The 22,063-nt window shown below is 73.6% G+C and carries 23 protein-coding genes and 1 pseudogene; 12 read left to right on the plus strand and 12 right to left on the minus strand.

Annotation, left to right across the window (positions count from 1 at the left end):
• Positions 1 to 65: 65 nt before the first annotated feature.
• On the minus strand, positions 66 to 725 hold the full coding sequence (locus FB563_RS11410) for a histidine phosphatase family protein (protein ID WP_055706415.1): 660 nt from the start codon (positions 723 to 725) through the stop codon (positions 66 to 68).
• A 59-nt stretch (positions 726 to 784) separates the two neighbouring features.
• Positions 785 to 2,101: a glutamate-1-semialdehyde 2,1-aminomutase gene (hemL, locus tag FB563_RS11415; RefSeq protein ID WP_055706416.1), complete on the minus strand. Its 1,317-nt coding sequence runs from the start codon at positions 2,099 to 2,101 to the stop codon at positions 785 to 787.
• 582 nt (positions 2,102 to 2,683) lie between these two features.
• On the opposite strand from hemL, the gene FB563_RS11425 reads away from it, so the two are divergent.
• The gene (locus FB563_RS11425; RefSeq protein ID WP_003974483.1) at positions 2,684 to 3,121 is read left to right on the plus strand and encodes a hypothetical protein; all 438 of its coding nucleotides are present in this window, start codon (positions 2,684 to 2,686) and stop codon (positions 3,119 to 3,121) included.
• Between the two features lie 207 nt (positions 3,122 to 3,328).
• Here the strand turns inward: FB563_RS11425 and FB563_RS11430 are convergent, their stop codons facing one another.
• Both FB563_RS11430 and FB563_RS11435 read right to left on the minus strand, forming a co-directional pair.
• A complete protein-coding gene (locus tag FB563_RS11430) occupies positions 3,329 to 3,727 on the minus strand; it encodes a hypothetical protein (protein ID WP_055706368.1) in 399 nt (132 codons plus the stop codon).
• Positions 3,724 to 5,703, minus strand: a complete 1,980-nt coding sequence (locus tag FB563_RS11435; protein WP_055706369.1) for a heavy metal translocating P-type ATPase — start codon at positions 5,701 to 5,703, stop codon at positions 3,724 to 3,726. Before FB563_RS11435 ends, FB563_RS11430 begins: the two co-directional genes overlap by 4 nt.
• A gap of 130 nt (positions 5,704 to 5,833) precedes the next feature.
• Here FB563_RS11435 and FB563_RS11440 point away from each other — a divergent pair, with 130 nt between their 5' ends.
• Positions 5,834 to 6,220, plus strand: coding sequence for an ArsR/SmtB family transcription factor (locus FB563_RS11440; protein WP_055706370.1), 387 nt, complete (start codon positions 5,834 to 5,836; stop codon positions 6,218 to 6,220).
• A pseudogene (locus FB563_RS43960) lies at positions 6,217 to 6,703 on the plus strand (hypothetical protein). The gene FB563_RS11440 and the pseudogene FB563_RS43960 overlap by 4 nt, the downstream one beginning before the upstream one ends.
• A gap of 30 nt (positions 6,704 to 6,733) precedes the next feature.
• Here FB563_RS43960 and FB563_RS11450 read toward each other — a convergent pair.
• Together FB563_RS11450 and FB563_RS11455 are read right to left on the minus strand one after the other, a co-directional pair.
• Positions 6,734 to 7,762: a M56 family metallopeptidase gene (locus FB563_RS11450; protein ID WP_055706371.1), complete on the minus strand. Its 1,029-nt coding sequence runs from the start codon at positions 7,760 to 7,762 to the stop codon at positions 6,734 to 6,736.
• A 4-nt stretch (positions 7,763 to 7,766) separates the two neighbouring features.
• Complete coding sequence (locus tag FB563_RS11455) at positions 7,767 to 8,177, minus strand: BlaI/MecI/CopY family transcriptional regulator (RefSeq protein WP_055706372.1); 411 nt, start codon at positions 8,175 to 8,177, stop codon at positions 7,767 to 7,769.
• A 140-nt stretch (positions 8,178 to 8,317) separates the two neighbouring features.
• Here FB563_RS11455 and FB563_RS11460 point away from each other — a divergent pair, with 140 nt between their 5' ends.
• The 5 genes from FB563_RS11460 to FB563_RS11480 all read left to right on the plus strand — a co-directional run bounded on the left by FB563_RS11460 (position 8,318) and on the right by FB563_RS11480 (position 12,266).
• Positions 8,318 to 9,706, plus strand: coding sequence for a glycosyltransferase (locus FB563_RS11460; protein WP_055706373.1), 1,389 nt, complete (start codon positions 8,318 to 8,320; stop codon positions 9,704 to 9,706).
• Positions 9,703 to 9,912: a hypothetical protein gene (locus FB563_RS11465; RefSeq protein ID WP_142218623.1), complete on the plus strand. Its 210-nt coding sequence runs from the start codon at positions 9,703 to 9,705 to the stop codon at positions 9,910 to 9,912. Before FB563_RS11460 ends, FB563_RS11465 begins: the two co-directional genes overlap by 4 nt.
• Positions 9,909 to 10,646, plus strand: a complete 738-nt coding sequence (locus FB563_RS11470; protein WP_055706374.1) for a polysaccharide deacetylase family protein — start codon at positions 9,909 to 9,911, stop codon at positions 10,644 to 10,646. Before FB563_RS11465 ends, FB563_RS11470 begins: the two co-directional genes overlap by 4 nt.
• A gap of 178 nt (positions 10,647 to 10,824) precedes the next feature.
• A complete protein-coding gene (locus FB563_RS11475; RefSeq protein WP_055706375.1) occupies positions 10,825 to 11,076 on the plus strand; it encodes a hypothetical protein in 252 nt (83 codons plus the stop codon).
• An 11-nt stretch (positions 11,077 to 11,087) separates the two neighbouring features.
• The gene (locus tag FB563_RS11480) at positions 11,088 to 12,266 is read left to right on the plus strand and encodes an SPFH domain-containing protein (RefSeq protein ID WP_055706376.1); all 1,179 of its coding nucleotides are present in this window, start codon (positions 11,088 to 11,090) and stop codon (positions 12,264 to 12,266) included.
• A 10-nt stretch (positions 12,267 to 12,276) separates the two neighbouring features.
• Here FB563_RS11480 and FB563_RS11485 read toward each other — a convergent pair whose 3' ends face one another.
• Both FB563_RS11485 and FB563_RS11490 read right to left on the minus strand, forming a co-directional pair.
• Positions 12,277 to 12,888, minus strand: coding sequence for an NAD(P)-dependent oxidoreductase (locus tag FB563_RS11485; protein ID WP_234357766.1), 612 nt, complete (start codon positions 12,886 to 12,888; stop codon positions 12,277 to 12,279).
• Positions 12,797 to 13,816, minus strand: a complete 1,020-nt coding sequence (locus FB563_RS11490; RefSeq protein ID WP_234357764.1) for an EamA family transporter — start codon at positions 13,814 to 13,816, stop codon at positions 12,797 to 12,799. Before FB563_RS11490 ends, FB563_RS11485 begins: the two co-directional genes overlap by 92 nt.
• Positions 13,817 to 13,894: 78 nt before the next feature.
• Between FB563_RS11490 and FB563_RS11495 the strand changes: the two genes are divergently transcribed.
• Complete coding sequence (locus FB563_RS11495) at positions 13,895 to 14,794, plus strand: LysR family transcriptional regulator (RefSeq protein WP_055706378.1); 900 nt, start codon at positions 13,895 to 13,897, stop codon at positions 14,792 to 14,794.
• A 231-nt stretch (positions 14,795 to 15,025) separates the two neighbouring features.
• Here the strand turns inward: FB563_RS11495 and FB563_RS11500 are convergent, their stop codons facing one another.
• Positions 15,026 to 15,790: an MBL fold metallo-hydrolase gene (locus FB563_RS11500; protein ID WP_055706379.1), complete on the minus strand. Its 765-nt coding sequence runs from the start codon at positions 15,788 to 15,790 to the stop codon at positions 15,026 to 15,028.
• 79 nt (positions 15,791 to 15,869) lie between these two features.
• On the opposite strand from FB563_RS11500, the gene FB563_RS11505 reads away from it, so the two are divergent.
• From FB563_RS11505 to FB563_RS11515, 3 genes are all read left to right on the plus strand, one after another.
• Entirely contained in the window at positions 15,870 to 16,520 is a 651-nt protein-coding gene (locus tag FB563_RS11505; RefSeq protein WP_055706380.1) for a CGNR zinc finger domain-containing protein, read from the plus strand.
• A gap of 259 nt (positions 16,521 to 16,779) precedes the next feature.
• The gene (locus FB563_RS11510; RefSeq protein ID WP_055706381.1) at positions 16,780 to 17,055 is read left to right on the plus strand and encodes a hypothetical protein; all 276 of its coding nucleotides are present in this window, start codon (positions 16,780 to 16,782) and stop codon (positions 17,053 to 17,055) included.
• Positions 17,056 to 17,207: 152 nt separating this feature from the next.
• Positions 17,208 to 19,034, plus strand: coding sequence for a phosphatidylglycerol lysyltransferase domain-containing protein (locus FB563_RS11515; protein WP_055706382.1), 1,827 nt, complete (start codon positions 17,208 to 17,210; stop codon positions 19,032 to 19,034).
• A gap of 51 nt (positions 19,035 to 19,085) precedes the next feature.
• Here FB563_RS11515 and FB563_RS11520 read toward each other — a convergent pair whose 3' ends face one another.
• The 3 genes from FB563_RS11520 to FB563_RS11530 form a co-directional block, all read right to left on the minus strand.
• On the minus strand, positions 19,086 to 19,787 hold the full coding sequence (locus FB563_RS11520; RefSeq protein ID WP_055706383.1) for a hypothetical protein: 702 nt from the start codon (positions 19,785 to 19,787) through the stop codon (positions 19,086 to 19,088).
• A 70-nt stretch (positions 19,788 to 19,857) separates the two neighbouring features.
• Positions 19,858 to 21,267, minus strand: coding sequence for a sensor histidine kinase (locus FB563_RS11525; protein WP_055706384.1), 1,410 nt, complete (start codon positions 21,265 to 21,267; stop codon positions 19,858 to 19,860).
• A complete protein-coding gene (locus FB563_RS11530) occupies positions 21,268 to 21,987 on the minus strand; it encodes a response regulator transcription factor (protein ID WP_055706417.1) in 720 nt (239 codons plus the stop codon).
• Between the last annotated feature and the right edge of the window lie 76 nt (positions 21,988 to 22,063).

Genomic DNA, 22,063 nt, shown 5'->3' on the forward strand with positions numbered 1-22,063 from the left:
AAGCAACGCCAAACGGACCGTCAGAAAACGGCGCCCACGGCCTGCTCAGGCCCGAGCAGGCCCGCTCAGGCCCCGAAGGCCTTCCCCTGGGCGGTGCCCTTGCCCTTCTGCGGCTTGGCACCGGCCCGCAGATGGGCCGGGACGAGATCGATGGCGGGCTCGCTGTAGCCGACCGACACGATCTTGTCGCCGAGGTAGGTGAAGGACGTCAGGGAGGCCAGCGTGCACTGCCGCTTGCGCGGATCGTGCCACAGGCGCCGCCGCTCGACGTAGGACCGCACGATCCAGATCGGCAGCTGGTGGCTGACCAGCACCGCCTCGTGCCCGCGCGCCGCGTCCTTGGCCGCGTTCAGCGCGCCCATCATCCGCACGACCTGGTCGACGTACGGCTCGCCCCAGGACGGCCGGAACGGGTTGACGAGGTGCTTCCAGTTGCCGGGCCGCTGCAGCGCGCCGTCGCCGACGCCGAAGGTCTTGCCCTGGAAGACGTTGTCGGCCTCGATGAGCCGCTCGTCGGTGTCCAGGTCGAGACCGTGCGCCTTGGCGATCGGGCCGGCCGTCTCCTGCGCCCGCTCCAGCGGGGAGGCGCAGACGTAGGTCACGTCCCGCGGGGCGAGGTGCTCGGCGACCCGGTCGGCCATCCGCCGGCCCAGCTCCGACAGGTGGTAGCCGGGCAGCCGCCCGTACAGGATCCCGGTCGGGTTCTCGACCTCGCCGTGCCGCATGAGGTGGACGACGGTGACGTCCTTGTCCCTGCTGCCGGCGCTGCTGCTGATGTCGTTGCTCACGCGGTGGCCTCCGCAGCCGCCCGGGCCGCCGCCGGAAGGGCGTCGGCGATCTTCTGGAGGGCCCGCTCGTCATGGGCCGTGGACACGAACCAGGACTCGAAGGACGACGGCGGCAGGTAGACGCCGTTCGACAGCAACGAGTGGAAGAACGCGGTGAAGCGGAACGACTCCTGCCGCTTGGCGTCCTCGTAGTCGCGCACCTGCCGGTCGGTGAAGAACACGGAGAACATGTTGGAGGCGGTCTGCACCCGGTGCGCGACGCCCTCCTTGCTCAGCGCCTCGCTGACCAGCCCCTGGATCTGCGCGGACACGGCGTTCACGGTGTCGTACGCGGCGTCGTCGAGCAGCCGCAGCTGGGCGAGCCCGGCGGCGGTGGCGACGGGGTTGCCCGAGAGGGTGCCGGCCTGGTACACGGGGCCCGCGGGGGCGAGGTGGGCCATGACATCGGCCCGCCCCCCGAAGGCGGCGGCGGGGAAGCCGCCGCCCATGACCTTCCCGAAGGTCATGAGGTCGGGCCTGACCCCGTCCACCCCGTACCACCCGGCGCGGCTGGTCCGGAACCCGGTCATCACCTCGTCGGAGATGTAGAGGGCGCCGTTCTTGTGGCAGGCGTCCCGCAGCCCCTGGTTGAACCCGGGGTCCGGCGGCACCACGCCCATGTTGCCGGGCGAGGCCTCGGTGATCACGCAGGCGATCTCGCCGGGGTGCCGGTGGAAGGCCTCCTGCACGGCCTCGAGATCGTTGTACGGCAGCACGATCGTGTCGCCGGCCTGCGCACCGGTGACACCGGGGGTGTCCGGCAGGGCGAAGGTGGCGACCCCGGAGCCGGCGGCCGCGAGCAGGGAGTCGACATGGCCGTGGTAGCAGCCGGCGAACTTGATCACCTTGGACCGCTGGGTGAACCCGCGGGCGAGCCGGATGGCGCTCATGGTCGCCTCGGTCCCGCTGCTGACCAGCCGGACCTGCTCGACGGGCTCGACCCGGGCGACGATCTCCTCGGCGAGCGCGACCTCGCCCTCACCGGGCGTGCCGAAGGACGTACCGCGGGCGACGGCCTCCTGGACCGCCGCGATGACCTCGGGGTGCGCGTGCCCGAGGATCATGGGCCCCCAGGAGCAGACGAGATCGACGTACTCCCGGCCGTCCGCGTCCGTCAGGTAGGGGCCGCGGCCGGACACCATGAAACGGGGCGTGCCGCCGACGGCACGGAAGGCGCGCACCGGGGAGTTCACACCGCCGGGCGTGACGGCGGAGGCGCGGTCGAAGAGCGCCTGGGAGACCGGCGCGTCGTAGGGATAGGGCGTTTCGCTCAGGGCACTCATGGTGTGCGACTTCTCCGGCTTCTCGGACTCCGGTGACTTGGGTGACCCCCTCAGGGTAGGCCGCGGGCCGGGCGCGGGGCGGGCGACCTCCGGTCCGCGGCACCGCGCGCGTCCCATCTGCGAGACTGAGACCTGATACACACAGCTCTTACGCACGTAATGATCAGAGGATGCTCAGGGGCCGGGAAGAACCCATGGACTGTTGTTCCACCGCACGTTTCGGCGGGCGGCCGTGGGGGAGGTCACTGACACGATGATCGGGTTGCGCGGCGGGGGCCACGCGTCCTAGAAAAGCAGTCGGGTGGAGATATGCATCGCGGTGGCGGACTGGGCGAGGGGACTGATGACCTGGGTCCTCGACGTGCCCGGCGGGGAAGGCACCGGCGCGACGCGGAGGAAACGAGCGAGGCACGGCAGAGCGACGCACGTCAGACACAGGGTGTACCGGGTGAGCCCGAGCGGTACGACCGGCGGACCGACCGGCAGCTGGAGAGCCAGCTGGACCGGCCGTCCGACCGCCGGTTCGACCATCGGGCCGACCGCCTGAGGGCGGGGAGCAGGAATGGTGGTCGGGTGGGGGTGACATACAAATACTTCGGCGCGCCCGACGGCGCGACCGCGGCCCGCGTCCCCATCTCGATGCGCCCCGAGGAACTCGGCGGCGACGAGCTGGGCATGAACGGCATGTTCACCAAGATCAAGCCGGAGACCATGGCCGCGATGGTGCTGACCGGCATCGAGGGCGTCCCCCTGCACAAGGTCCCGCCCCTGGAACTGGTCGTCCTCCACCCCGACTACGCCGTCGTCAAGCTCCCCATGACCGTCGTCGACCCCCTGCGCGGCATCGGCGAGGAAGCGGTCGGCGCGGCGGCCTTCATCTGGTCGACGGTCCCGGACCGGGGCGGGCCACGGGATGCGTTCAACGTGTACCAGCTGCTGCACGAGTGGCAGGACTTCAGCCATCGGCTGCATGAGGCGGGGCATCAGCCTTATTGCCTGGTGTGGCCCTGAGCTGGGGTTTCGTGGGGTTTGGGCGGGACTTTCGGGTCCGGCCCCCTGCGCAAACCGCCGTATCCGGCGCGGGTCCCACACGCGATCGTGCGTGGTCGACTGCCGTCAGCCAGGTGACGTCGGCGGGAATCCGCCAGGGCAGCCTCGGAGGGTAATCCCGGAGCAGATCCGGAGATCCTCCCGTGGCTTCCCTGCTGTACCGGTTGGTCAGCCTTCGACGGCCCGGCGTACGCGGCGGGACGGGCTGAACTCGTACAGGTCGAGGATGTCGGGCGGTTCGGCGAGACCGGGGCCGCCGTCGCGGACCCAGGCGGCGATGTCGGCGGTCGCGTCGGGGTCGTTGACCAGCCCGAGCCAGACCGGACGACCGCCCGCCGCCCGGCCGGCCGGTGACGGCTGTACGACGATGACGTTGGCCTGCTCACAGGCGTCGAGGCAGCCGGCCGCGCGAACCTGGGCGATGGACGCCAGCTCGGCCTTGAGAGTGCCCAGTTGGGCGGTGTGGTCGACGCCGGGGACCTTGGCGGTGCCGCAGCAGCAGCCTCGGCACACGGTCACCGTGCACCGGGGTGCAGCCTGCGCAACGGGTGCCTTGCGCCGGCTCACTCGGCCGCCCGCCGCCAGGCAGCCTCGCGCAGCAGCCGCAGCCCGTTGAGGCCGACGATGACCGTGGAGCCCTCGTGGCCGGCCACACCGAGCGGAAGCGGCAGGGTGCCGGCCAGGTCCCACACCACCAGGCCCGCGATGAAGACACCGGCGATCACGAGGTTCTGCACGACGAGCTTCCGGGCCCGGCGGGACAGGGAGATCACGGCGGGCACGGTGGCGAGTTCGTCGCGGACGACGACCGCGTCGGCGGTCTCCAGGGCCAGGTCGGAGCCTGCCCGTCCCATCGCGATCCCGGTGTGGGCGGCGGCGAGCGCCGGGGCGTCGTTGACGCCGTCGCCGACGGCCATCACCTTGCGGCCGGCGCCCTCCAGTTCCTTGACCACGCCCACCTTGTCCTGCGGCAGCAGGCCGGCCCGCACGTCCTCGATGCCGACCTCGGCGGCCAGGCGTGCGGCGGCGCGCGGGTTGTCGCCGGTCAGCAGCAGCGGCGTGGTACCGGTCAGCGAGGACAGCGCGGAGACCGTGGTGGTGGCGTCGGCACGCAGGCGGTCGGCGATGGCGAGCACGCCCGCCGGAGCGCCGTCCGCCGTGACCAGGACGGCGGTCCGGCCGCCGTCCTCCAGTGCGCCCGCCACAGCCGCCGCGCGCCCGGAGTCGGGGTGGGTGGCATCGGCGAGCAGCCGGGCAGGGGTGCCGACGGCGATCTTGCGTCCGTCGACGGTGGCGGTCACGCCGATGCCGGGTGTGGAGTCGAAGTCCTCCGCCCCCGGCAGGGCGAGCCCTCGCTCGCGCGCCGCCTCCACCACCGCCCGGGCCAGCGGGTGCTCGCTGGGGTGCTCGGCCGCGGCGGCGAGCCTCAGCAGCTCCGTCTCGTCCAGGCCGGAGCCGGTCGACGGCCGTACGTCGGTGACGCGCGGCGTGCCCTCGGTCAGCGTGCCGGTCTTGTCGAGCACCACCGCGTCGATCTCACCGAGCCGCTCCATGACCACCGCGGACTTCACCAGCACGCCGTGACGGCCGCAGTTGGCGATCGCCGACAGCAGCGGCGGCATGGTCGCCAGCACGACCGCGCACGGCGAGGCCACGATCATGAAGGTCATCGCCCGCAGCAGCGAGCCGGTCAGGGCGGCGCCGAAGGCGAGCGGGACGAGGAAGACGGCCGGCGTCGCGGCCACCATGCCCAGCGAGTAGCGCTGTTCGACCTTCTCGATGAACAGCTGGGTCGGCGCCTTCGTCCCGGACGCCTCCTCCACCATGCGCACGATTCGGGCGATCACTGTGTCGGAGGCGTCCCGCTCGACGCGGACGCGCAGGGCGCCGGTGCCGTTCAAGGTGCCGGCGAAGACCTCATCGCCCTCCACCTTCGCCACGGGCAGCGGCTCACCGGTGATGGTCGCCTGGTCGACGTCGCTCGCACCGTCCAGCACGCGGCCGTCGGCGCCGACACGCTCGCCGGGCCGCACCAGGATCGTGTCGCCGACAGTCAGCTTCTCGACGGCGACGGTCTCCTCAGCGCCGTCGGCGTCGACACGGGTGGCCGTGGCCGGCGCGAGATCCAGCAAGCCGCGCACGGAGTCGGCCGTGCGCGCGGTGGCCAGGGCCTCCAGCGCACCTGACGTGGCGAAGATGACGATCAGGAGGGCACCGTCCGTCACCTGCCCGATCGCCGCGGCTCCGAGCGCCGCGACGACCATCAGCAGGTCCACGTCCAGCGTCTTCTCCCGCAGTGCCTGAAGGCCGGCCCAGCCCGGCTCCCAGCCACCGGCCGCGTAGGTCAGGACGTACAGCGGACCCCAGGACCACGCCGGGGCGCCGGTCAGCTGCAAGGGCAGCGCGATCAGGAAGAGGACGAGGGCGGCCGCCGCCCAGCGGGCCTCCGGCAGCGCGAGGACACGGGTACGGCGCCGGGGCGCGGCGGTGTCGCGCGCGGAGGCGGTCCGGTCGACCGGGGCCGGCGCGAGTGTGGAGGTCATCAGGGAGTCCTTCACGGGAGCGGGGCATGCTCGCGGGCAGCCGGGAATCCGGCGCCGCTCCTCCCACCGTACAGGATTGAATGAAGAAGCATTCATGCGTTCATGGATGCTTCTCCGTAGGATGAAGGCCATGGGCCACGGAGCTGACGGAAAGACCACCGCCACCGCGCGCGAGCGCCTGGAGACCGTGGGCGCCGCCGACGTCGCCGCCACGCTCCAGGCGCTCGCCACACCGTCCCGCCTGCGGATCCTGGCCCGCCTCCAGGAGGGCCCCTGCGCGGCGACGGAACTCGCCGACGCCGTCGGCATGGAACAGTCCGCCTGCTCCCACCAACTGCGCCTGCTGCGCAACCTCGGCCTGGTCACGACCGAACGCCGGGGCCGCTCGGTCATCTACGCCCTCTACGACAACCACGTGGCCGACCTCCTGGAGCAGGCCCTCCACCACGTCGAACACCTGCGCCTCGGCCTGCGTGACACCCCGGCCACCACCGAGGCGGCAGCCGGGGTCCGCTGAACCTCACCCCGGAACGGTCCGAGGCGGACGCGGCCCGGCCACCGGAGCCGGCAGGACTGGGGCAGTGGACCAAGGGCGGAACGCACTCTCCGCACAAGCCGCTGCTGCTCCTGTACGCCCCCGGCCAGGAGGTTCGCACCGATCGCGGACCGGGCAGCCCCGGCAGCGGAGTACGGGACCTTGGCGAGACGGGCGCCACCGTCCGGGTCGCGCCGGACCGGAGAGCGACCCTGCGACGCGAACCGGACCGGCTCGGCAGAATCGCGCGATTGCTGCGGAGGATGCGGGAACCGATGCCGACCGCCTACGAGTACCGGTGCGCCTTCTGCGGATACGACGGCGGGATCGGCGCGGTACCGGTCGGACTGGAGGCCGCCCACTCATCGGCCCCGGCCCGGCTCGCGCCCCCTTGCCGAAGCTCACCGCGGCCGGCACACGCGACAGGTCTTCCGCGGCGAACCGCGCCCTGCCACGGATGCCTGACCCCTCATCCTCCGCTGGGTCGTACGCCGGTCAGCCGGTGCTGTCCCGGCGGTGCTCGCCGTGTTCGCCGCGCTCGCCGTGGTGAGGGCAGCAGAAGCCGGGGGCGTGCCGGGGGCCGGCCACCGGTGATGCGCTCGCGGTGTCCATGAGTGCCGCGCACTGGGCTCGCTTCGCGCTGTCGACCATGCGGTCGCTGTCGGAGGCGGCGTTGGCCAGGCTCGCGCAGCAGACGGTCAGCAGCAGGGCGCCGGCCAGGAAGGGCAGGCTGCGGCGGGCGGGTGGCGGTGCCAGCAGGGCCCGTACCCGCTGGGGCACCTCCCCGCCGGTCACGGCGAGGGCGGGGCGGGGCGCGCCGGCGGTCGCGAGGGCGGCGTGGCCGACCGCGCGGGCGACCACCGACCGGTCCCCGAGCTGCGCGGCGGCCTCCTCGTCGGCCCAGCGCTCCAGGACGAAGGCGCCCGTGCCGGCCAGGGGACGCAGCAGCGGGTTCAGGGCGGCCGTGAGCCGCCACAGGCTCAGGAAGAGGTGGTGCCTGCCGCGCAGATGGGCCCGCTCGTGCGCCAGCAGGGCCTCGCGCTCGTCGTCGCCGAGACAGCGCAGCATGCCCCGGGAGACCACGATCCGTCCGGGCCTGCCGGGCAGGGCGAAGGCCAGCGGGGCTTCGTCGTCGAGCACGGCCAGCTCCGTGCCACCGCGCAGCCCGGCGCACTCCCGACGCGTCCGCACCACCTGGCGCACCTGGCGGAGGGCGGCCACGCCCAGCGAGACGACGCTCGCGGCCAGGACCCACGTGCTGACGACCGCGACGACGAGATACACCGGGTCCTCGGCGCGCAGCGCGGTCACCGACCAGTGGCCCTCGGCCGCGACCTCGGGGATCTGCGCGATGCCGGTGAAGGCCAGCAGGGCGAGGGAGCCGGTCCAGCCGATCGCGGTGACGAGCGCGGCGCAGGCCAGTGCCCAGGCGGCGGGGCGCGGGGTGAGCCGTCGTGCGAGACGGGGCGCGAGCAGCGTGAGGACCGCCGTGACGGCGAACGGGACGTAGACGCTGATCAGCACCGGCTCACCGCCTCCCGTCGGAGCCCTCGCCCCGAGCCTCGTGCTCGGACAGCAGCTGGTGCAGCAACTGCTCGTCCGCCGCGGAGAGTTCGGACACGAAGCGGGTCAGCACCGCCTCGCGGTCGGAGCCCTTCTCCAGCAGTGACCGCATGCGCCGGGCCGTGTCCGAGGCCTCGTCCCGGACCGGCGCGTAGGCGAATCCGCGGCCCTCGCGGTGCCGGACGAGCATGCCCTTGTCGTGCAGGCGGGACAGGATCGTCAGGACGGTGGTGTACGCCAGGCCGCCCGGCAGCCGCTGAAGGACCTGGCGGGCGGTCAGCGGGCCGTCGGCGGCCCACAGCGCGGCCAGCACATCGCTCTCCAGCTCGCCGCGCGCACGCCGGCCAGAGGTGTCCGGGTTCTTCGGGTCGTTCACCGTCCGTCCTTCCTCGCTTCGGCCAGGACAGGCTACCCGGTCACCTCCTACTAGTTGTAGGAGGTATGCTCCGGGCTTCGACACGCGAACTACTACATCTTGTAGAGCCCCAGCTCTCCCGACGGCCGGAGGACCAGCCCATGCCCTACGCCGGACGCACCCTTCCCGTGCCCGCACCCGTGGGCTCCGTACCGTGCCCCCGGAGCGGGGCGACGCCCGCCGGCCGGATCGCGATCATCTCCGCGAGCGTCGGCGCGGGCCACGACGGCGCCGCCGCCGAACTCGCCCGCCGCCTCGACGCGGACGGCTTCACCGTCGACCGGCACGACCTGCTGGACCTGCTGCCCGCCCGGCTCGGCCGCGCCGTCCAGGAGGGCTACCACCGGATGCTCGTCCGGGCACCTTGGGCCTACCAGCGGGTCTACGCCGGCACCGAGCGCGCCGGTGGCGGCGGCCCGGCGGCACGCGCACTGCTGCGCTCCGCCGAGGCCCGGGTGCTGCGCGCCCTGACCCCGGGCACCGGCGCGGTCGTCTCCACCTATCCAGGGGCCAGCCGGGTGCTGGGCAACCTGCGCCGGTCCGGGCGGCTGACCGCCCCGGTCCTCACCTACCTGACCGACTTCTCGGTGCATCCCCTGTGGGTGGCGGACGGCGTGGACGTCCACCTCGCGGCCCACGCCGTGCCCGCCGCCCAGGCACGGGCCGCCGGAGCGGCGGACGTACGGGTGTGCGGGCCGGTCACCGACCCGCGGTTCAGGCCCTGCGGCCGAGCGGAACGCGACCGCGCCCGGGCCCGGTTCGGGCTGCCGCCGCACGCCCCGCTCGCCCTGCTGGTCGCCGGGTCCTGGGGGGTCGGCCCGGTCCGGAAGGTGGCCCGGGAGGTGCGCGACTGCGGCGCCGCCGTACCGGTTGTCGTCTGCGGCCGCAACGAGGCCCTGGCCGAGCAGCTGCGCGCCGACGGCATCGAGCACGTCCACGGCTGGGTGGACGACATGCCCGGCCTCATGCACGCCGCCGACGTCCTGGTGCAGAACGCCGGCGGGCTCACCTCCCTGGAGGCCTTCGCCGCGGGCCTGCCCGTGGCCAGCTACCGCTGCATACCCGGCCACGGCCTGACCAACGCCGCCGCCCTGGACGAAGCGGGCGCGGCCGTCTGGATCCGCGAGCCGGCCGACCTCAAGGCCGTACTGCACGACCTGATCGACGGCCCGCGCGGAACGCTCCAGCGCGAGACGGGCCTCGCCCTGTTCGCCGGGGCTCCGGACGAGGGCCCGGCGGCCGAGATAGCCCGCGTGCACCGTGCCGGGCCGCCACAGCCGGGCCACCGCCCCGCGGCCCGGCGGCGCCCGGCCCCCCGACGGCTCGCCACGACGGTCGCCGTCGCGTGCGCGGTGTGGGCGTGCGCCGTCGGCACGGGAGCCGCGACGGCGTACGACGGCCCGGGTCTCGCCCGCACCATCGGCCACGGCCTCGACCTGGACGACCTCGCCCGGCACCACGGACCCCGCCCGGAAAGCCACCACTCGTGACCGCCGCCCGCACCCTGCGCACCGCCGCCCTGACCGCCCTGCCCATGCTGGCCGCCGCCCACGCCGCGCCCGTCGTCTCGACGTTCGGCCCCCTGCGCAACCGCACCCTGCCCCGCCTGTCCGGCCGAGGCCGCCCGGACCACATCGCCCTCACCCCCGACGACGCCCCGCACCACCGACCCCGCCCGGAAAGCCACCACTCGTGACCGCCGCCCGTACCCTGCGCACCGCCGCCCTGACCGCCCTGCCCGTGCTGGCCGCCGCCCACGCCGCGCCCGTCGTCTCGACGTTCGGCCCCCTGCGCAACCGCACCCTGCCCCGCCTGTCCGGCCGAGGCCGCCCGGACCACATCGCCCTGACCTTCGACGACGGCCCCGACCCCGGCTCCACCCCGCACTTCCTGCGGCTGCTGGCCGAGCGCGGGGTGCGCGCCACCTTCTTCCTGCTCGGCACGCAGGCCCACCACGCACCCGGTCTGGTCCGCGAGATCGCCGCCGCCGGCCACGAGATCGGCGTCCACGGCTGGCTGCACCGCCCGCTGCTCCTGCGCGGCCCGCGGGCCACCTACGACGACTTCGCCCGCGCCCGCGACACGGTCGCCGCGATCACCGGGCGGCGGCCCACGCTGTTCCGGCCGCCGTACGGCGTCATGTCGACCGCCGCGCACCTGGCGGCCCGCCGACTCGGCCTCACGCCGGTGCTGTGGACCTGCTGGGGCGAGGACTGGACGGCCCGGGCCACCCCCGAATCCGTCCACCGCACGGTCACCCGCGACCTCGACGGCGGCGGAACCATCCTGCTCCACGACTCCGACTGCACCTCCGCCCCGGGCGCCTGGCACTCGGCCCTCGGTGCCCTGCCCCGCATCCTCGACACCTGCGCGGAACGGGGCTTCGAGGTGGGCCGGCTGGGTGACCACGGATGGCCCACGGCGCCGTAGCGTCCCCGCCACCCGGTGATTCACTCCGTAGGGAGCGGAGTCGTACCCGTCTCTTGCGGCCCGGCTCCAGGCCGCACCCGCGCCCGCTGTCCCTCCCGTGCCGACCCAGCCGTTGGGAACCGGCCGCTGCAGGTCTATCGTCGGAATTCTCAGGCCAGGACGAGGAGGACGGCCGGTGATGCCGCAGGACGAGGCCGTGGTCGGCTGCACGGGCAAGGTGCTCATCGGGACGCGGGGTACCGCGGGCCCCGGTGAGGTCCTGGTGCGGGTTCGAGGTGGCTCCGAGACCTTCCTGGCGTGGTCCGAGGATCCCCTGCCCGCGGGCGCCACGGTCCTCGTGATCGAATCACGGGGATGCCGAGAGGTCGGCGTCATCGAGTGGGTGGATCCATTGGACGCGCTCGGCGGAGAGGCCGCCGGCGCAGGCTGAGGAGTACAAGCATGTTCGGATACCGCGTTCCCGCTCCCGACGAGGCGATGTTGATCTCGGGGGGCCGGCGGGGACTGGGGGGCGCGCCGTTCCGAGTGGTGACGGGCCATGGAAAGTTCGTCCTCCCCGTCTTCCGCAAGGTCCGCTTCCTCACCCTCTCCATGTGTGAGGCCGAGGTCACCGAGACCTGTGTGACCAAGCAGGGCATCTCGCTGCACGTCCGCGCCGTCATCGCCTTCAAGGTCGGCAACGACCACGAGAGCATCATCAACGCCGGCCAGCGCTTCCTCTCCGACCAGGAGCAGATGTCGGTGCTCACCGGCCGGATCTTCGCCGGCCACCTCCGGGCGATCATCGGCTCGATGACGGTCGAGGAGATCGTCACCGAGCGGCAGAAGCTGGCCGCCGAGGTCCTGGACACCTCCAAGACGGAGATGGCGAAGATCGGCCTGATCGTCGACTCGCTGCAGATCCAGTCGATCGACGACGGCGACACCGGCTACATCGACGCCATGTCCGCCCCGCACAAGGCGGCCATCCAGCGGCAGGCCCAGATCGCCCAGGCGCAGGCCACCCAGGCCGCGGTCGAGGCGGAGCAGGCGGCGGCCCGCAAGCAGGCCGAGTACGCCCGGCAGACCGCCATCGTCAAGGCCGAGTACTCGGCTGAGGTGGACCGCGCCCAGGCGCAGGCCGCGCAGGCCGGACCGCTCGCCCAGGCGCACGCCCAGCAGGAGGTGCTCGCCGCGCAGACCGAACTGGCCGAGCGGCAGGCGAAGTTGCGCCAGCAGCAGCTGGTCGCCGAGGTCGTCAAGCCCGCCGAGGCGGAGGCCGAGCGGGTCAGGATCCTCGCCGCCGCCGAGGCCCAGCGCATGAAGATCCAGGCGGAGGCCGCGGCCTCCTACGACCGGGTCGCGCTGGACCGGATGCTCATCGACCAGCTCCCGCAGATCGTGAAGGAGGCCGCCGGCGGCCTGTCCGGCGCCAACGTCAACGTCCTGAACGGCGCGGACGGCCTCGGCGAGATCGCGGCCGGACTGGTGTCCCAGGGTCTGACCATCCTCGACTCGGTCCGGCAGGGCCTGGGCCAGGACAAGGACGGCCAGGGCCCGAGGGGCGACGTCAACGGCCTGCTCCAGCTGCGCTCGGGCAAGGACCGGAAGTCGGACGACGGGCCGGTGGACATGGACTAGGGGGCATGGATCAGCGGTCCGTCTCCACGACCGTGAAGTGGCGGTCGGTTCCAGGGCGTTCGAGTTCGTCCAGCGCCGCGACCGCCAGGTCCTCGGCGCTGATGCGGGACTCCCCGTCGGCGCCGCGGAGCAGGGTGTCGGTGCCCCGCCGGTAGTCGCCGGTGCGCGTGCCGGGTTCCAGTACGGCCGGTGGGCTGAGGTAGACCCAGTCGGCGGTGGCGTGGGCCTGGCAGGCGCGCAGTTGGGCGACTCCGGCGGCGGCCACGGCATGCCACTCGGCAGGCACGTACACGGGGTTGTCGGCGACCAGCAGCTCCCGGTCACCGGGGCTGCGCAGGGCGCCGGCGCCGCCGATCACGAGGACGCGGATGCCGAGCCGTGCGGCGGCGTCCAGCACGGTACGGGTGGCGCCGACCAGGAACTCCTCGTCGGCCGGGAACGTCCGTACGGCCAGGACGACGGCGTCGGAGCCGGTCAGCGCCAGCGGTACGGCGCGCGGGTCGGTCACGTCCACCGCGACCGGCGTCAGGTCAGGGTCGCCGCTCGCCGGCGGTTTCCGGGACAGCGCCCGCACGCGGTGTCCGCGCGTCCTCGCCTCGCCGGCCACCCGGGTGCCGACCATCCCGGTGGCTCCGAGCACGGTGAGCGTCATCGAACCTGTCCTCATCGGGCTTGTCCTCTTTCGTCCGGGGTCCCGTGGGACCGAGTTGCGCGGTCACCAGCGCGGTCAGCGCCAGGGCGAAGCCGAGGGTCTGCGGCAGGCTGAGCGACTCGCCGAGTGCGATGCCGGTGACGGTCGCGACCAGCGGGGACAGCAGCACCAGCGGGGCGGACGCGGCGACCGGCAGCCTGCCGATCCCGCGGAACCACAGGGTGTACGCGATCAGTCCGCCCATGCTGCCGAGCCACAGATAGCCGCCGGCGGCGCCCGCGTCGATCCGCTGCGGCACCCCTTCGACGGCCAGGGTGAGCGGCAGCAACAGCACTCCCCCGGCGGTCAGTTGCCACCCGGCCAGGGCGAGCGGACCGACGCCTGGCGGCCGGCCCCAGCGCTTGGTGAGGACGATCCCGGCGGCCATCATCGCCGTATGACCGAGGCCGGCGAGCACGCCGACGGCGTCCAGCCGGGCCTGTGGTCCGAGCACGACGAGCCCGACGCCGAGCAGGCCGAGCACACCCCAGGTCAGCCGCCAGGCCGTGGGCCGGTCGTGCAGCAGCGCCAGACCGAGGCCGGCGACCAGCAGCGGCTGGGCGGCGCCGAGGGTGGCGGCCACACCGCCGGGCAGGCGTTCGGCCGCCACGAACAGCAGGGGCATGGCGCCGATGTTGAGCACGCCGAGGACCGCGGTCCTCCACCACCACTTTCCGCGCGGCGGCACCCGGGTGATCGCCAGCGCGACCAGTCCGGCGGGCAGGGCCCGCATCAGGCCCGCGAACAGGGGATGCCCGGGCGGGAGCAGCCGCGTGGTGACCACGTAGGTGGTGCCCCAGGACGCGGGAGCGAGCGCGGTGAGCAGGACGGTCGTCGCCTGTGTCTTGTGCCGATGCATGGGGGAAGTGTCGGCGCGAGGGCTCATGATTCCAACGCATGGTTGTCATCGCAGCCATGAAGGAGAACGATTGATCGCGTGGACCTCCAGCAGCTGCGTTACGTCGTCGCCGTCGCCGACACCCTCAACTTCACGCGTGCCGCGGAGCGGTGTGAGGTGGTGCAGTCCGCGCTGAGCCATCGGATCGCCGCGCTGGAGCGGGAGTTGGGGGTGCGGCTGTTCGCCCGGTCCAGCCGCCGGGTGGAACTGACCGGCGCCGGCGCGGCGTTCCTGGTGGGCGCGCGCGAGTGCCTGGCCGCCGCCGACCGCGCGGTCGCGGACGCCGCCGCGGCGACCGGCGTGGTGCGCGGGCGGCTGGCGGTGGGCGTGATCGTGACCACGGCCGCCGTCGACGTACCGGAGCTGCTCCAGCGGTACCGCGCCCGGCACCCGGAGGTCCGGGTGGTGCTGCGGTCCAGCCGCAGTGACGAGATGGTGGCGGCGATCCGCGCCGGGGAGCTGGACATCGCCTTCCTGGGCCTGCCGGAGGGTGAGCGGCCGGCCGGTGTGGAGACCGTCGTGCTCGATCACGACCGGCACGTCCTGGTGGTGCCGGCCGGGCATCGGCTGGCCGGCGCCTCCCGGGTCACACTGGCGGACATCGCCGGCGAGACCTTCGTGGACTTCGTGGCCGGGACGCCCGCCCGCGCCCAGTCCGACCGGGCGTTCGCCGCCGCGGGCCTGTCCCGTGACGTCGCGTACGAGGCGGCTGTCGTGGAGCTGATCACCCGGCTCATCGGGCGCGGGCTCGGCATCGCCCTGCTGCCGTCGGCGTTCATCCGGCCGCTCGCCGAGGACGATCCCCGGCTGGCCCTGGTTCCGGTGGCCGACGGACCGCGACGCCTGGAGTACCTGGCCTGGAGCCGGTTCAACCCCAGCCCGGCGACCCGGGCGATGCTCGACGTCCTCGGGGTCAGACAGCCTTCGGCACGGTCTTGAGGGGGTGCACCGCCGCCCTGGCGAGCAGTCGCAGGGCGGCGTCGGAGGGGGAGCCGGGCCCGGCTGCCCGTCGGGCACGGGCACGCGGGCCGTCTCCGCGCCGGCGCCCGAGGAGTTCCCGCTGCTGGCACCGACCGCGGCACCCGACCGACGGGTCGACGCCGAACGGGCGTCCTTCGGCGGCCGCACGGTACTGCTGCACGGCCCCGGGGCCCCGAGGGCCCTTCGCGGTCAGGCCGGCCGGAGCCGGTCCGCGAGACCCGCGGCCTCGAACGCCTTCGCCACGTCCGCGCGGCTCTCCGTGAAGTGGGCCCAGCTGTCACAGTGGGCCGGGACCACCCGGCGGGCGCCGAGCAGCCGGGCGGCGGTGGCCGTCCCCGCGCCGTCGAGGACGAGGAGGGCGCCTTCGAGGATGCCCGGGATGCGGGGCGCCCCTGCGAACAGCACCGCGGTGTCCACGGGGCCGAAGCGGTCGGCGACCTCCTCGACCAGCTCCAGGGAGGCGTTGTCGCCACTGACATAGACGGTGGGCAGGTCGGCGGAGGTGAGGACGAAGCCGATGACCTCGCCGATGACCGCGTCGGCACCGTCGGGTCCGTGCAGGGCGGGCGCGGCGGTGACGGTGAGGGTGCCTCCGTCGGGCCGGGGCAGCTCGACCGACTGCCAGGGGGCGAGGCCCCGTGCGGTGCCGCCGAGGCGGGTGGCGCCGCCGCCCGTGGTGAGGGTGCGCGGCACGTCGGCGAGCAGGGCCCGGCCGGAGTGGTCGAGGTTGTCGGGGTGCTCGTCATGGGAGAGCAGGACGACGTCGATGGGCCCGAGGTCGGCCCGGGGCAGGCGGGGCGGGGCGGTCTTGGTGAGGAACCGGCCGCCGCCGCGCGGGTAGTCGCCCGGGGTGTCGAAGGTGGGGTCGGTAAGGAGGCGGAGGCCGCCGTACTCGATGAGGACGGTGGGGCCACCGAGCACGCGCACGGGAATCGGCTCGGCAGGAGCGGTCATGGCGAATCCTCACGCTTGAATCGAGTGCTGTCCGTGAGAAGAAGCTAGCCCGGCCTCACGGATAAAGGCAAGCCGTACCATGAGTCATGTGAAGGGAAACCTGACCGACGACATGGGGCTGCCACCCGCGCCGGGAGCGGAACAGCACGCCGCGCTCGACCTCGCCAACAGCGCGGTCACCCTGCCCGGCGGCCAGTACACCGACCTGCTCGCCACTCCCGCGGCCGCGAACCTGTGGCTCACCGCGCACGGGCTCGCGCCCGCCGACGCCGGACTGCGGGAGACCTGCGCGGCCGAGCTGCGCTCCCTGCGCGAGCATCTCCGGTCGCTGATCGCCGCCCGGGTCGAGGGGCACACACCTCCGGCCGGGGCCCTGAACGCCGTCAACGACGCGCTCACCCGTGCCCCCGCGGCAGCGCTGCTGCACTGGTCCCCGGAGCGGGGCCCGTACCGTGCGACGACCCACCCCACCACCCAGATCCTCGAGCACGCCCTCGCCGCCCTCGCCTCCGACGCCGCCGACCTGCTCACCGGCGCCGACGCAGACCGCCTCACCGCCTGCGGCTCTCCTCCCTGCAACCGCTACCTGGTCCGTCACGGCCGCCGCCACTGGTGCTCCACCCGCTGCGGCGACCGCGCTCGCGCAGCCCGTGCCTACGCCCGCCGGACAGGGCGGCTGGAGGAAACTGAAGGGTCAGAGGGGGCTGAAGGGGCGAAAGGCGAGGCCTGAGAGCGCCGGACCGGGAAGGGCACCCTCGCGGCCGGCGGTACGGCGGCAGGGGCGCGGCACCTCGGGCGGCAGGCCGCGCATCGGGCCGTAGGCGTGCTCGACGAGGAGCCGGCGGCGCCGGCCGCCAGCGCGCCCCACACGGCCGCGTCCACACCCTCGGCCATCATGGAATCCGTCGACCCGGCCGACCCTACGTATTGTAGGTTCCCAACCGCCGGCCATACCGGGGCCGTCCATTCGTCTGTTCTTCGGGGGATCCATGCAGGACACGGAAGCGGAGGCCGCCGGTGAGGTCTGTGTGCGCAGTCTGGCGCCGACGCTGACCCTGCTGGCCGTCAGCCTTCTCGTCGCCGCCGTCGGCGTGTACGAGCTGTGCGGGTTCGGGCTGCACAGCCTCGACCGGCGGCCGCATCTGTTCAGCGACGGGCTGGCGACCGGCGGGGTGATCGTCGCCGCGGTCGCGGCCGGCGCCGCGGTGGGCAACCTCGGCTGGCATCTGGTCGCGGCCCGGCGCGGCAGGGGAAGGGCCGGGTAAGAGGCTCGGCACGGGAGGGGCCGGGTAAGAGCGGTTGTCGGTACGCTCCTCTCCCGGAAGACCGACCGACCGGACTACCCTACAAGCTGTAGGGTCAGGGTGGCCCCGACCGGGGTCGACCCGTCCCCCTCTCCTCAAGGTGACCAGTCACCATGCCCGCTCAGCAGCAGACCCTGCTCTCCTCACAGGTCCCCGCGCAGCGTGGCACGCGCCGCGTGCCGCAGCTGCCCGTGCCCGGCCCCCGGCTGCGCGCGCGGGCGGCCTCGGCCACCGTGTGGTACCTGCGGCTGATCGCCGTCTTCAACATCATCGCGGTCATGTCGCTGCCGTTCCGCAAAGAGGTGCAGGAACACAACGACGGCAAGCTCTTCACCGCCCGGCACGTGCACGCGCACACCCACCACGCCGGCCAGTTCTTCACCCCGTACCTGGCCACCGCGGGCCTGGCCTCGGCCGCGGCGGCGATCTTCCTGGCACTGGTGATGCGGCGCGGGAAGCGGGCCGCGTGGGTGGTCAACCTGCTGTGCGCGGGCCCCCTGTTCGTGCTGTACGTCCTCGCGCTCACCCAGCACCCGTTCCGCGACCACGCCTTCAACTGGGTCTCCACCGCCCTCACCGGCCTCTTCGTGGTCGCGCTGCTGATCGGCCGCCGTGAGTTCAACGCCATCGGCGACCCCTCCAACCCGAAGCTCGCGCTGGCCGTCGGCGCCGGCGGCGTCCTCGTCACCGGCGGTCTCGGCACGCTGCTCGTGCACGCCACCAACAAACTGACCGGCGCCACCTGGTACGACGAGCTGGCCTACAGCCTGCTGCGCGGCGTCAGCGTCGGTCCGCTCGCCGACCGGGTCGACTCCGTGCACGCGCCCCGCTGGGTCGACATCATCATCAACATCCTGCTCGCCGCGGCCTTCTGCCTGGTCCTGTACGCCTGCTTCCGCTCCCCGCGCGGCCGCAAACTGCTCACCGAGGAGGACGAGACCCGGCTGCGGGCCCTGCTGGACAAGCACGGCGCCCGGGACTCCCTCGGCTACTTCGCGCTGCGCCGCGACAAGGCCGCCATCTTCTCCCCCACCGGCAAGGCGGCCGTCACCTACCGCGTCGTCGGCGCCGTCTCCCTCGCCTCCGGCGACCCCATCGGCGACCCCGAGGCCTGGCCCGGCGCCATCGACGCCTGGCTCACCGAGGCCCGCCGGCACGCCTGGACCCCGGCCGTCATGGGCGCGAGCGAGGAGGCCGGCACGATCTACGCACGGCACGGCCTGGACGCCCTCGAACTCGGCGACGAGGCGATCGTCGACATCGCCGACTTCACCCTGGAGGGCCGTGCCATGCGCGTGGTCCGCCAGGCCCACAACCGGGTCAAGCGGGCCGGCTACACCGTCCGCATCCGCCGCCACGAGGACATCCCCGCCGACGAGCTGGCCCTGCTCGTCGACCGCGCCGACCGCTGGCGCGACGGCGCGGTCGAACGCGGCTTCTCCATGGCCCTCGGCCGGCTCGGCGACCCGGCGGACGGCCGCTGCGTGATGCTGGAGTGCCGCGACGCGAACGACGAGCCGCGCGCCCTGCTCAGCTTCGTCCCCTGGGGCGAGCACGGCCTCTCGCTGGACCTGATGCGGCGCGACCGCGACTGCGAGAACGGCCTGATGGAGTACATGGTCGTGGAGCTGCTGCTGCGGGCCAAGGAGCTGGGCATCCAGCGGGTGTCGCTGAACTTCGCGATGTTCCGCTCGGTCTTCGAACGCGGCGCCCGGCTGGGCGCGGGCCCGGTCCTGCGCCTGTGGCGCTCCACCCTGACCTTCTTCTCACGCTGGTGGCAGATCGAGTCCCTCTACCGCGCCAACGCCAAGTACCGCCCGGTGTGGGAACCGCGCTTCCTGCTGTTCGCCAAGAGCAGCGACATCCCGAGGATCGGCCTGGCGAGCGCCCGTGCGGAGGGCTTCCTGGAGCTGCCGCGGATCGGTGGCCGCAAGCCTTAGGGCCTGTCGGCCGCCACCCGCCCGTCCCTCGTCCCCCGGCCCGGCCAACGGCTACCGCCCGGACGAGGGCCCGAGGACGGGCGGGGTGAGGGAGTCCGCTGCGGAGTCGGGGTCGTAGGAGTCGGCGTCGCTGCCGGTCCACGCGGGGTCGTAGGCGCAGGGCACCCCGGCGCCGCCCGAGAAGTACTGCCGGTGCGCGTACCAGTCGAAGGACATCTGCTCCTCCCCGCCGTCCCGCTGGGCATAGAGCTCCGCGTCCTCGCCCTTCCCGCCCGCCCGGTACGAGGAGATCACCCAGCCCTCGTCCTTGAGCCGCTGGTGCAGCCGGCGCAGACCGGGTACGGCCCGGCTCTCGGGCACCCGGTCCAGCGCCCAGGAGTGATACAGGCGGTAGGCGCCGCCCACGGTCTTGTCCTCAAGACCCAGCAGACCTCCGTCGTAGCAGGGGTCGGCGCTGAAGGTGTCCTCCGTGCCGGCGCCGGCGCGTCCGGCACCCGGCTGCACGGGCCGGGTGAACCCCATGACGTCGTACGCCTCCTGGGAGTACCGCAAGGCCCGGCCGGCCATCTCCTCGGGCGCGACCCTGGGGAAGTCGGTCGCGCCCCAGGAGCTCCAGGCGAGCCGGACCACCAGGACCAGCACGCCGACGAGCGCGAGACCGCCGCACCCGAGGCAGCCGAGGACGAGGGAACGGCCCCCGGAATCGGCGGAGTCGGGGGTGGCAGGGCTCGGCGTGGTGGTCTCCTCGGTCATACGAGGACGCTAAGGCCCGGGAAAGCGCCACGGATGCGCGCGCCTACCCGGTGGGGCTGGGTACCGGTACTCAGCCGCCCACCGTGAAGCCGATCACCGCCCCGCCGCCCTCGCGCCGGAAGGCGAACGGTGCTCCGCCGTGGGCCATGGCGACCTCGCGGACGATGGACAGGCCCAGGCCCGAACCCGGCAGGGAGCGCGCGTCGGCGGCGCGGTAGAAGCGGTCGAAGATGCGGATGAGGTCGCCCTCGGCGATCCCGGGCCCCCGGTCCAGGACCTCCACCCGCACGGTCCCGGACCGTGCGGGACCGGTGATGTCGACCTCGATCGGCGCCTTGCCGTCCCGGTCGAACTTGGCCGCGTTCTCCACCAGGTTCGACATGGCCCGCTGCAGCATCCCCGGCCGCCCGTCGGTGGTCGTGTCGCCGCTCGTGCGCAGGACGATCTGGCGGCCGGTACGGCGCTTGGCGAGGCCCACGACCTCCTCGGCGATGTCGGCGAGGTCCACCCGCTGCGGCGGCTCGGTGTCGGACTGCCCCGCCGCGAGGTCGACCAGCTCGTTGACGAGGTCGGTCAGCTCCCGCGCCTCCTGGCTGAGGTCGGCGACGAGTTCGTCCCGGGTGGCGGGGGGCAGTTCGTCGATGCGGCGGAGCAGGGAGATGTTCGTGCGCAGGGACGTCAGCGGGGTGCGCAGCTCGTGCCCGGCGTCCTGGACCAGGCGTCGCTGGTCCTCCTCCGACTGCGCCAGGCGGCCCAGCATCCGGTCGAAGGCGCGGCCGAGCCGGCCCACCTCGTCCAGCCCGGCCACCGGCACCTCGATGCCCAGCTGCCGGGTGCGGGCCACATCCTCCGCGGCGGAGGTGAGCATCACCAGGCGCCGGGTGATCCGGCGGGCCAGCCACCAGCCGAACAGACCGGCCGCCACCACGACCGCCGCCATCAGGATCAGGGTGCGCCGCTGCAGCGTGCGCAGCAGGTCCTCGGTGTCGCTGAACTCCTGCGCGACCTGCACCGCGCCCCGCCCGTCGCCGAGCGAGACGGTGGCGATGCGGTACATGTCCGAGTCCACCGGCACGTCCTTGTGCTGGACCACCTTCCCCGCGGTCGTCGCGAGCGCCATGGCCTTGTCCCGGGAGGTGACCGGCAGGCTGGGATTGCCGTGGTCCACGATCTGGCCCTGCGCGCCGAGCACCTGTACGTCGGTGCGGGCGGGCCGGACCAGGTCGTGCCCGGGGCGGGAGGAGGAGAAGTCCTCGGGGACCATCTCGTGCTGCCGTACCTCGCCCCGCACGTCCTGCACGACCTGGCTGAACACCGACTGCTGGTCGACCCGGACCAGTCGCGCGGCGCTGCCGTACGACAGGATGCCGACGAGGATCGTGACGGCGGCGGTGACCGCCGCGAAGGAGACGGCGAAGGTGGTGCGCAGGGAGACCAGCTTGGGCCGGCCGGGGGCCAGCAGCCGCCGCAGGCGGCCCACCTAGTCCTCCCGGAGCACGTAACCCACGCCCCGCACGGTGTGGATCAGCTGCGGGGCGCCGGGCTCGTCGAGCTTGCGGCGCAGGTAGCCGACGTACACGGCGAGGTTCTTCGAGCCGGGCCCGAAGTCGTAGCCCCAGATCCGGTCGTAGATCGTGGAGTGGTCGAGCACGATGCCCGCGTTGCGCACGAGCAGTTCCAGCAGCTCGAACTCGGTGCGGGTCAGCTCCAGCTCGCGCTTGCCGCGCCAGGCCCGGCGGGCCTGCAGGTCCATGCGGATGCCGGCGGCCTCGACCTGCCGGTCGGAGAGCTGGGGCTCCCGGCCGGCGGTCTCGCCGCCACCGGCGCCGCTGCCGGCCGGCACCGGGCTGGTGCGGCGCAGCAGGGCGCGCAGCCGGGCGAAGACCTCCTCGACGTCGAACGGCTTGACCACGTAGTCGTCGGCGCCGGCGTCCAGGCCGGCGATGCGGTCGGCGGTCTCCACGAGGGCGGTGAGCATGAGGATCGGGGTGCGGTCGCCCTCGGCGCGCAGCACCCGGCAGACCTGCAGGCCGTCGATCCCCGGCATCATCACGTCGAGCAGGAGGACGTCCGGCGGCGTCTTGTGGGCCTGTGCCAGCGCCTCGACGCCGTCGGCGACCGCCGTCACCTCGTACCCTTCCAGGGTCAGGGCACGCTCCAGGGCATGACGGATGGCACGGTCGTCTTCAGCGAGCAGCACAGTCTGGGGCACGCACCCAGTTTGCCAAGGCCTGCGGCGGTTCGGTCGGGGCGGGTGGACCTACGATCACCCTTTT

It is taken from the genome of Streptomyces puniciscabiei (assembly GCF_006715785.1).
In the GTDB taxonomy this organism is placed as follows: domain Bacteria; phylum Actinomycetota; class Actinomycetes; order Streptomycetales; family Streptomycetaceae; genus Streptomyces; species Streptomyces puniciscabiei.

Bases quoted from the DNA above. Each gene is read 5' to 3' on its own strand.
- FB563_RS11410 (WP_055706415.1), bottom strand. From the start codon at position 725: ATGCGGCACGGCGAGGTCGAGAACCCGACCGGGATCCTGTACGGGCGG.
- FB563_RS11435 (WP_055706369.1), bottom strand. From the start codon at position 5,703: ATGACCTCCACACTCGCGCCGGCCCCGGTCGACCGGACCGCCTCCGCG.
- FB563_RS11440 (WP_055706370.1), top strand. From the start codon at position 5,834: ATGGGCCACGGAGCTGACGGAAAGACCACCGCCACCGCGCGCGAGCGC.
- FB563_RS11460 (WP_055706373.1), top strand. From the start codon at position 8,318: ATGCCCTACGCCGGACGCACCCTTCCCGTGCCCGCACCCGTGGGCTCC.
- FB563_RS11475 (WP_055706375.1), top strand. From the start codon at position 10,825: ATGCCGCAGGACGAGGCCGTGGTCGGCTGCACGGGCAAGGTGCTCATC.
- FB563_RS11480 (WP_055706376.1), top strand. From the start codon at position 11,088: ATGTTCGGATACCGCGTTCCCGCTCCCGACGAGGCGATGTTGATCTCG.
- FB563_RS11485 (WP_234357766.1), bottom strand. From the start codon at position 12,888: ATGGTCGGCACCCGGGTGGCCGGCGAGGCGAGGACGCGCGGACACCGC.
- FB563_RS11490 (WP_234357764.1), bottom strand. From the start codon at position 13,816: ATGCATCGGCACAAGACACAGGCGACGACCGTCCTGCTCACCGCGCTC.
- FB563_RS11500 (WP_055706379.1), bottom strand. From the start codon at position 15,790: ATGACCGCTCCTGCCGAGCCGATTCCCGTGCGCGTGCTCGGTGGCCCC.
- FB563_RS11505 (WP_055706380.1), top strand. From the start codon at position 15,870: ATGAGTCATGTGAAGGGAAACCTGACCGACGACATGGGGCTGCCACCC.
- FB563_RS11510 (WP_055706381.1), top strand. From the start codon at position 16,780: ATGCAGGACACGGAAGCGGAGGCCGCCGGTGAGGTCTGTGTGCGCAGT.
- FB563_RS11515 (WP_055706382.1), top strand. From the start codon at position 17,208: ATGCCCGCTCAGCAGCAGACCCTGCTCTCCTCACAGGTCCCCGCGCAG.
- FB563_RS11520 (WP_055706383.1), bottom strand. From the start codon at position 19,787: ATGACCGAGGAGACCACCACGCCGAGCCCTGCCACCCCCGACTCCGCC.